Source organism: Actinomycetospora sp. (assembly GCF_036497245.1).
Classification (GTDB): domain Bacteria; phylum Actinomycetota; class Actinomycetes; order Mycobacteriales; family Pseudonocardiaceae; genus Actinomycetospora.
Window position 1 is genome coordinate 1 of sequence record NZ_DASXJS010000232.1, and the last position, 8439, is coordinate 8439.

The window sequence follows — 8439 nt, forward strand, 5'->3', positions numbered from 1 at the left end:
CCGAACCCGGCCGCAAGGAGGGGGAGGATCGGAGAGGTGAGCAACGTCGAGACCGCCCCGGACGAGATGGTGTGCGGCGAGCAGGATGTCGCGCCGACCGAATCCTCCGCGCCGGCATCCCGCGAGCCGGTGGCCGTCGAGATCCTGACCCCGCGTGAGGTCCCGCTCGGCGGCCCCCGCGCGATGACCGTGCGGCGCACCCTGCCGCAACGGCGGCGCTCGCTGATCGGCGCGTGGTGCTTCGTCGACCACTACGGTCCCGACGACGTCGGGGCCACCGGCGGCATGGACGTCGCCCCGCACCCGCACACGGGCCTCGCCACGGTGAGCTGGCTCTTCACCGGCGAGGTCGAGCATCGCGACAGCCACGGTGTGCACGCGATCGTGCGGCCCGGTGAGCTCAACCTCATGACCGGCGGCCACGGGGTCTGCCACTCCGAGGTCTCCACCCCGGACACCACGACCCTGCACGGCGCCCAGCTCTGGCTCGCGCTCCCGGACGCCCATCGCGACACCCCGCGGTCGTTCGCGCACCACGCCCCGGAGCCGATCGACCTCGGCGGAGCCGTCGTCCGGGTGTTCCTCGGCGAGCTGGCCGGTGCCGCGAGCCCGGTCCCGACGTTCTCCCCGCTGCTCGGCGCCGAGCTCGTCCTCGCGCCGCGGGCCACCGTCACCCTCGACGTCGAGCCGACCTTCGAGCACGGGATCCTGCTCGACACCGGGGCCGTGCGCGTCGGCGGGACCGGGGTGACGCCCTCGGAGGTGGCCGCCGCGGAGCTCGGCTGTCTCGCACCCGGACCCTCCCGGTTCGAGCTGACGAACGAGGCCGACATCCCGGCCCGGTTGCTCCTGCTCGGGGGAGCGCCGTTCGGCGAGCAGATCGTCATGTGGTGGAACTTCGTGGCCCGCACCCACGACGAGATCGTCGCGTTCCGGGCGGACTGGGAGGACGACCCCGAGGGCCGCTTCGGTCACGTCACCGGCTACGTCGGCCGGGACGGCGGGACCGCCCGGCTCCACGCGCCCACGCTCCCGAACGCGATCATCAAACCCCGCGGTTGACGCTGCGTCATCGTTTTGTCTCACCCTAGGTGAGCGGACCGGGACGATTCCGCCCCTTGTGTCACGCTGCGTGGCAACTCTACCGTCAACTCTCGCGGCGCTGCCCCTGAATGCGCCAGCAGAGATCACGGAGAGTCAGATGACCGAGCTGTCGATGCGTCCCGCCACCGACCCCGCCTCCGCGCGCGCCACCGGCTCAACCACCACGCCGATCCCCGGAATCGCCGACCTGCGCAGAGCCGTGTCCGGACCCGTGTGGGATCCGGGCGATGTCGACGTCGTCACCGAGCTCGCCGGCTTCAATCTCGCCCCGACCCACGAGCCGGTCGCCCTGGTCGCGGCCACGAGCGCCGCGGACGTCGCGGCCACCGTGCGCTGGGCCCGGGTCCGGGGCATCGGGGTCGCCGTGGTGGCCACGGGGCACGCCGACTTCTCGCATCGCGGCGTCGTCGTGGTGTCCACCAAGCGCCTCGACCGCTGCGAGGTCGACGCGAGCGAGCGCACCGTCACCGTCGGCGCGGGCGTCAAGTGGGCGCGCGTGCTGGAGGCCGCGGCACCCCACGGGCTGTCGGCGGTCACCGGCTCGTCCTCCGACGTCGGCGCCGTCGGCTTCACCACCGGCGGTGGCATCGGCCCGGTCGTACGCCGCTTCGGCTACGGCTGCGACCGGGTCCGCCGCATGCGGGTCGTGACGGGCGACGGCCAGATCCGGGAGGTCTCGCCGACCTCCGACCCCGAGCTGTTCCGCGCGATGCTCGGCGGCAAGGACGCCGCGGGCATCGTCGTCGAGATGACCGTCGAGCTCGTCGAGATGACGCGCTTCTACGGCGGCTCGATCTTCTTCGACGGCGCGGACGCCCCGGCCGTGATGCACGCGTGGCGCACCTGGCAGCAGGGCCTCACGGAGAACACCACCACCTCGATCGCGATCCTGCGTGCCCCCGACATGGAGGCGGTCCCGCCGCCGCTGCGCGGGCGCACCGTGATCCAGCTGCGGGTCGCGCACCTCGGGCCGGAGATCGAGGGCCTCGAGGTGGTGGGCCCGATGCGCAAGGTGGCGACCCCGATCGTCGACATGGTCACCGACATGCCCGCGGGAGCCATCGACGCCGTGCACTGCGACCCGACCGAGCCGATGCCCTGCTGGACCACCGGCGCGTTCGTCGACACCGTCGAGGCGGACACCGTCGACGCGTTGCTCGACGCGGCGGGCCCGCAGCGGGAGCTGCCCGTGATCCTCGTGGAGCTGCGGGCGATCGGCGGCGCCGGGATGCGCGGCACGGCCGGGTGTCTGCCGCGCGTCCCGTACGTCGTGGGCGTCGTCGCCCCGATGGTCGGGCCGCTCGTCGACGTCGTCCCGACGGTCGGTCACGGCATCCTCGACGCCCTCGCGCCGTGGTCGCCGGGCACGGTGCCGGTCAACTTCGCGTCACCGCAGACGATCGCGGCGCGCCCCGGGGCGTGCTGGACCGACGCGGAGCGGGCGCGGCTCGCCGGGGTCTCCCGTCGCGTCGACCCGGACGGCGTGCTCGGCGGTCGCCGCCTCGGTCTGCGCTGAGGCCGGCGACACCATGACCGGTCGACGGCCGGGGTGGACGAGCGAGGCGCTGGTGACCCTCGACGGTCACCTCGACGGACCCGTCCACCCGCCCTACAGCGCCGAGGCCGCGATCGAGCTCGCCCTCGATCCGGACCTGCCGGTGCGGGCGCTGCGGCGGCTGATCGCCGTCGTCGGGGCGACCGGGACCGCCGACGTCGTCCGCGTCGTCGGGTGGGCGGCCGAGCACGACGTCGACATCGTGCCCCTCCGGGCGGGTGCTGGGCCCCGGTCCCGCACCGGGGATCGTCCGGCCGTCGCGGTCTCGCTCTCGCGGGCGGACCGCGTCGTGCCCGACCCCGTGTCGGGCACCGTCCGGGCCGGGGTCGGCGCGGGGTGGGCGGCGGTGCACCGCGCGGCGGGGGACGCCGTCGCGCGGCCCTGCGCGGCGCTGTCCCGCACCGGCACGGTGGCCTCGGCCCTGGGCCGGACCACGCTGCGCGGGGTGGTCGTGGTCACCGGTGACGGCGTCGTCCACGCGCTGCCCGGCGACGCCGCCGCCGCCGAGCTGTGGTGGGCCCACCGGACCCGGCCGGGGGCGGTCGGCGTCGTCACGGCGGTCGTCGTCGACGCCGGGGACACCACGGCCGTCCTGCCCCGGACACGCATCACGCCCGCCGACCTGATCCGCCTCGTGCATCTCGCCCGCCGGTACGACCCGGCCGGGCTGCTCGGCGTCCCTGGCTGAGGCGCGCGCCGGGCCCGGCCCCGTCAGGCCTCGGCGCGCACCCGCAGGGCGTGCGTGATCATCGGGTACTGGAGCGGCAGCCGGCCGACGGCGGCGACGGCGTAGGGCCACGGCTTGCGCCGCCAGTCCCAGGCCATCTGCACGTTCGCCGGGTACACGGCGACGAAGAGCCCGACGGCGGCCGCCGCGCCCAGGCGACGCGTGGACCGGGACGCCACCGCGCCCCCGACGGCGAGCTCGGCCACGCCGCTGGCGTAGGTCCAGAAGCGTGCCGGCCCCGGGGTCCACGGCGGCACGATCGCGTCGAACGGTGCGGGCACCGCGAAGTGGAGCACCCCCATCCCGAGCAGCGGGCCGGCGAGCAGGGCGGCGCGCCTGCCGGCGGGGGACGGCCGGGCGCGGCGACGGCGCAGCGAGGGGAGCGGCATGATCCGCACCCTCCCAGACCCCGACCTCACCGACCGACCGCGTAGCCCTGCATCCCCCGCGGGTTGGCAGCGCCCCACAGCACGCCCCGGGCATGATCGATCCCGACGGCCGAGAGCCGCCCGAGCGCCCAGTCACCCGCCCGTGAGATGCGGTGCCCGCGCCGCGCGAGCCCGGCGATGACGTCGTCGCCGAGCCGGTCCTCGACGACCGCGCCTGCCGGTTCCCGGTCACGCGGCCAGAACGACCCCGGCGTCGACGTGGTGTGCAGCGCGGGCGCGTCGATCGCGGCCTGCGGGGACCATCCCCCGACCAGGGTGCGCAGCAGGTACAGCAGCTGCCACTGGTCCTGCTGGTCGCCGCCGGGGGAGCCGAGTGCGGTCACCGGGCGCCCCTCGCCGTCGAGCACCAGCGTGGGGGTGAGGGTGGTCCGCGGCCGCCGCCCGGGGGCCAGCGTCGAGGGCAGCCCCTCCTCCAGCCAGGTCATCTGCAGCCGGGTGCCGAGCGCGAAGCCCAGCTCCGGGATCGTCGGGGAGGACTGCAGCCAGCCGCCGGACGGGGTGACCGAGACGACGGTGCCCCACCGGTCGACGACGTCGAGGTGGCAGGTGTCGCCGCGCATCTCGCCGTGCGAGCCGGTCGGGGTCTCGCCCGCCCCGGGTTCGCCCTCCAGGGTCACCGTCGGCTCGCCCACCGCCGAGCCCCCGGAGACCCCGGGCGCGACTCCGGCCAGGGCCAGCTCCGCCAGCCGCGGCTCGCGGCCCCCCACACGGCCCGGCCGGACCTCGGGTGACGCCTCATCGGTGATCAGGGTTCGCCGCGCGGCGAGGTAGGCGGGGTCGAGCAGGCCGCGCAGGAAGCCCGGCCCGACGGCGTCCGGGACGTCGCCGAACCACGCCTCGCGGTCGGCCTGCGCGAGCTTGATCGTCTCGAGCACGAGATGGGCCCCGGCCTCGGTCGAAGGGTCGAGTGCGGCGTCGTCGTAGGGCTCCAGCAGCGCGAGCATCTGCAGCAGCGCCGGTCCCTGGCCCCAGGCGGGGGTCTTGGCGAGCCGGTACCCCCGGAACCCGCCGACGGCGGCGTCGACCACCGACGACCGCCACCCCGCCGAGTCGGCGACCGTGAGCACCCCCGCGTGGTCGGTGCCCGACGCGTGCCGGTGCGGGGTCCGGCAGAACGCCTCGACCGCCTCCGCGACGAACCCCTCGGCCCACACCTCGCGCACCGCGTCCACCCGGGCCTCGCGCGTCGGGCCCTGCGCGGCGTCGGCGAGCCGGCCCAGCGTCGCCGCCCAGGCCGGGTTGCGGAGCACCTGGCCCGGTCCCGGAGCCCGACCGTCCGGCAGCCACAGCGCCGCCGACGACGGCCAGTGCTCCCGGAAGAGGTCGGCGACCGCGGCGATCGTGGAGCCGACGCGCGGCACCGCCGGGAAGCCGTCGCGGGCACAGCCGATCGCGGGCCCGACGACGTCGCCGACCTCCCAGGTCCCGTGGTCGCGCAGCAGGAGCAGCCAGGCGTCGGTGGCCCCGGGGATCGCCGCGGCGAGGGCTCCCGCCCCCGGCACCCGCTCGAGGCCCTCCGCCCGGTAGCGCGCCGCGGACGCGGCCGACGGCGCCGGACCCTGGCCGTCGAGAACGCGAGGGGTCGGGTCGTCCGCGGTGACGAACACCGCCGTCAGGTCCCCGCCCGGCCCGTTGAGGTGCGGCTCGACGACCTGCAGGACGAAGCCGGCCGCGACGGCGGCGTCGACCGCGTTGCCGCCGCGCTCGAGCATTCCCATCGCGGTCGCCGACGCCGCCCAGTGCGTCGAGGCGGCCATCCCGACGGTGCCCTCGAGGGTGGGCCGGGTGGTGAACGCGGGCGGGCGGCTGAAGCGCATCGCCGCATCGTCGCGCAGGGAGGGGCGGCTCGCCGAGAGACAAGTACGGAATCAGTACTTAGTAGTTCTCCCTTGACACTCAACAGTGCGGTTGAGCAGTATCGCAGTATCGCTTCCGCACTCCGCGGAGACTCACGGGGAGGCCCCTCATGACCACTGCAGCCACGTCCACCGTCACCGGCTCCGCCGCCCCGTCCCGGCCCCGCGCCGTGACGGCCGGGCTCTGGACGCTGCAGGTGCTGCTCGCGCTCATGTACATCGCCGGCTCGGGGCTGCCGAAGCTCGTCGGGGAGGCCTACGCCGTCCAAATCTTCGACGAGCTCCTGGGCGGCACCCCGATGCGCCTCGTGGTCGGGCTGCTGGAGGTCGCGGGCGGGATCGGGCTGCTCGTGCCGCGGCTCGCCGGGCTCGCCGCCGCGTGCCTCGCCGCGCTGATGGTCGGGGCCACCGTCGCGCAGCTCTTCTTCCTCGACCTGGGCTACTGGTACACGCCGGTGATCTTCGGTGTGCTGCTCGCGGTCGTCGCCTGGGTGCGGCGCGCGGAGATCACCGCGCTCGTGTCGCGACACTGAGCGCCGGGACTACCGTGGCGGGCGTGACCAGCTCAGCAGCCACGAATGCCGTGCCGGAGTCCGGGACCGCCGAGCAGGCCGAGGTGGTCACGCGGGCCGATGCGTTCGTCGCCGAACTGTCGGACTGGCTGCGCATCCCGTCGATCAGCGCCGATCCCGGGCACCACGGAGACGTCGCCCGGTCCGCGGCCTGGCTGGAGGCGACGCTGCGCCGCGACGGATGGCCGACGGTCGAGGTGTGGTCGGACACGTCGGCCCTCCCCGCGGTCTACGCGCACTGGCCCGCCGCGGATCCGCAGGCTCCGACGGTGCTCGTCTACGGCCACCACGACGTCCAGCCCGCGGACCTCGAGGACGGCTGGTCCTTCGCCCCGTTCGAGCCGCGGGTCGTCGGGGAGGAGCTGCGCGGGCGCGGCGCCTCCGACGACAAGGGCCACATCGCGATGGTGCTGCTCGGGGTGCGCGCGCACCTTGCTGCGACCGGGGCGTCGGCCCCCGCGGTCTCGCTGAAGCTCCTGGTCGAGGGCGAGGAGGAGTCCGGCTCCCCGCACCTCGCCGACGTCCTCGCCGCGCACGCCGACGCGCTGGCCTGCGACGAGATCGTCGTGACCGACACCGGCATGGTCGACCGCGACGTCCCGACGGTCTGCACCGGGATGCGCGGGATGGTCGACCTCGAGGTCGTCTTCCACGGCGCCTCGGTGGACCTGCACTCCGGGCAGTTCGGCGGCGCCGTGTCCAACCCGGTCACCGAGCTGGCCGGGCTGGTCGCGGCCTTCCACGACGACGCGGGCCGGGTCGCCGTCCCGGGGTTCTACGACGACGTCCGCGAGCCCACCGCGCGGGAGCGGGCGGCCTGGGCCGCGCTGCCGTTCGACGAGCCCGCGTGGCTCGCCGGCTCCGCCGCGGGGGCGGCCGCGACGGCGGGCGAGGACGGATGGAGCACCTACGAGCGGCTCTGGGCGCGCCCGACCGCCGAGGTCAACGGCCTGCACGGCGGCTACGCCGGGCCGGGGCACAAGACCATCGTGCCGCACACGGCGACGGCGAAGATGACGTTCCGCCTGGTCGCCGACCAGGACCCGGCGAAGATCAAGGCCCTCGTCGAGCGGTTCGTGGCCGGGCGGATCCCGGCGGGGATCACCGCCGAGGTGTCGACCGGCGGGCCCGGGGTCCCGCCGCTGATCTGCGACCTGGACTCCGACCTCGTCGCCTCGATCCGTGAGGCGATGGGGATCGCGCTCGGCGCCGAGGTGCTGCCCGCGCGCGAGGGCGGCAGCGGGCCCGAGGCGCTGCTGACGACCGAGCTCGACGCGCCGCTGGCGTTCCTCGGCGTGATGCTCCCCGAGGACCGGATCCACGCCCCCGACGAGCGCGCGGTGCTGCCGTTGCTGCTGCGGGGCGCCGAGTCGGTCGCGCACCTGTGCCGGCTGCTGGGCGAGCGCGCCACCCGCTGAGGTTGCGTTCGAGCGCGCTGCCACCCGCGCCCTGTCCGCGGCCGGCGCGCAGGTCATCGTCCCGGCCCGCCGTCCCTCGACTCCGTCGCCGCCTTCGCTCAGCGGTTCCTCGACTCCGGGCGCCGCGTCGACATGATGATCGACAACGCCGGGGTCATGGCCGGCCCGCTCGAGCGGATCGGACCCGGCTGGGAGCGCCAGTTCGCCACCAACCACCTGGGCCACTTCGCGCTGGTCAACCGCCTCGCCCCGGCCCTGGCCGACGGCGCCCGGGTCGTCTCGGTGTCCTCGCGCGGGCACCACTTCTCGCCGATCCGCTGGGACGACGTGCACTACGAGCACGCCGACTACGACAAGTGGCAGGCCTACGGCCAGGCCAAGACCGCGACCGTGCTGTTCGCGGTGCACCTCGATGCGCTCACGAGGGATCACGGCGCCGATCCGGTCCGTGCCTTCGCCCTGCACCCCGGCGGGATCATGACCCCGCTCCAGCGACACCTCCCGCGCGAGGAGATGGTCGCGCTGGGCTGGGTCGACGAGGAGGGCAACCCCGGCCCGGCCGCGGCGGCGCTCAAGACGCCCGAGCAGGGCGCGGCCACCGAGACCTGGGCGGCCATCAGCCCGCGGCTGGCCGGGGCGGGTGGTGTGTACCTGGAGGACTGCGAGATCGCGACCGTCGTCGACGAGTCCGCCGACGTCGACAGCCGGGGCGGGCGCCGCGACGGCGTCATGCCCTATGCGATCGACCCCGACCAGGC

7 protein-coding genes and 1 pseudogene are annotated in these 8439 nt (G+C 75.4%); 6 read left to right on the top strand and 2 right to left on the bottom strand.

The window, feature by feature from the left end:
- Positions 1-36: 36 nt before the first annotated feature.
- The 3 genes from VGI02_RS24545 (at position 37) to VGI02_RS24555 (ending at position 3347) form a co-directional block, all read left to right on the top strand.
- Positions 37-1062 carry a pirin family protein gene (locus VGI02_RS24545; protein ID WP_331631842.1) on the top strand — a complete coding sequence of 342 codons (1026 nt, stop codon included), beginning with the start codon at positions 37-39 and terminating at the stop codon, positions 1060-1062.
- A 139-nt stretch (positions 1063-1201) separates the two neighbouring features.
- A complete protein-coding gene (locus tag VGI02_RS24550) occupies positions 1202-2620 on the top strand; it encodes an FAD-binding oxidoreductase (protein ID WP_331631844.1) in 1419 nt (472 codons plus the stop codon).
- A 52-nt stretch (positions 2621-2672) separates the two neighbouring features.
- Positions 2673-3347, top strand: coding sequence for an FAD-binding protein (locus VGI02_RS24555; RefSeq protein ID WP_331631846.1), 675 nt, complete (start codon positions 2673-2675; stop codon positions 3345-3347).
- A 23-nt stretch (positions 3348-3370) separates the two neighbouring features.
- Here the strand turns inward: VGI02_RS24555 and VGI02_RS24560 are convergent, their stop codons facing one another.
- Together VGI02_RS24560 and VGI02_RS24565 are read right to left on the bottom strand one after the other, a co-directional pair.
- Positions 3371-3775 carry a DoxX family protein gene (locus VGI02_RS24560; protein ID WP_331631848.1) on the bottom strand — a complete coding sequence of 135 codons (405 nt, stop codon included), beginning with the start codon at positions 3773-3775 and terminating at the stop codon, positions 3371-3373.
- Between the two features lie 26 nt (positions 3776-3801).
- Complete coding sequence (locus tag VGI02_RS24565; RefSeq protein ID WP_331631850.1) at positions 3802-5652, bottom strand: gamma-glutamyltransferase family protein; 1851 nt, start codon at positions 5650-5652, stop codon at positions 3802-3804.
- 149 nt (positions 5653-5801) lie between these two features.
- Between VGI02_RS24565 and VGI02_RS24570 the strand changes: the two genes are divergently transcribed.
- From VGI02_RS24570 to VGI02_RS24580, 3 genes and pseudogenes are all read left to right on the top strand, one after another.
- On the top strand, positions 5802-6224 hold the full coding sequence (locus tag VGI02_RS24570; protein ID WP_331631852.1) for a DoxX family protein: 423 nt from the start codon (positions 5802-5804) through the stop codon (positions 6222-6224).
- A 23-nt stretch (positions 6225-6247) separates the two neighbouring features.
- A complete protein-coding gene (locus VGI02_RS24575; RefSeq protein ID WP_331631854.1) occupies positions 6248-7681 on the top strand; it encodes a M20/M25/M40 family metallo-hydrolase in 1434 nt (477 codons plus the stop codon).
- 22 nt (positions 7682-7703) lie between these two features.
- Positions 7704-8439, top strand: a pseudogene (locus tag VGI02_RS24580) (SDR family NAD(P)-dependent oxidoreductase); the annotation flags it as partial.

What these genes read in the sequence shown, in the direction of transcription:
- VGI02_RS24550 (WP_331631844.1), top strand. Translation starts at nt 1,202, where the DNA reads ATGACCGAGCTGTCGATGCGTCCCGCCACCGACCCCGCCTCCGCGCGC.
- VGI02_RS24560 (WP_331631848.1), bottom strand. Translation starts at nt 3,775, where the DNA reads ATGCCGCTCCCCTCGCTGCGCCGTCGCCGCGCCCGGCCGTCCCCCGCC.
- VGI02_RS24565 (WP_331631850.1), bottom strand. Translation starts at nt 5,652, where the DNA reads ATGCGCTTCAGCCGCCCGCCCGCGTTCACCACCCGGCCCACCCTCGAG.
- VGI02_RS24570 (WP_331631852.1), top strand. Translation starts at nt 5,802, where the DNA reads ATGACCACTGCAGCCACGTCCACCGTCACCGGCTCCGCCGCCCCGTCC.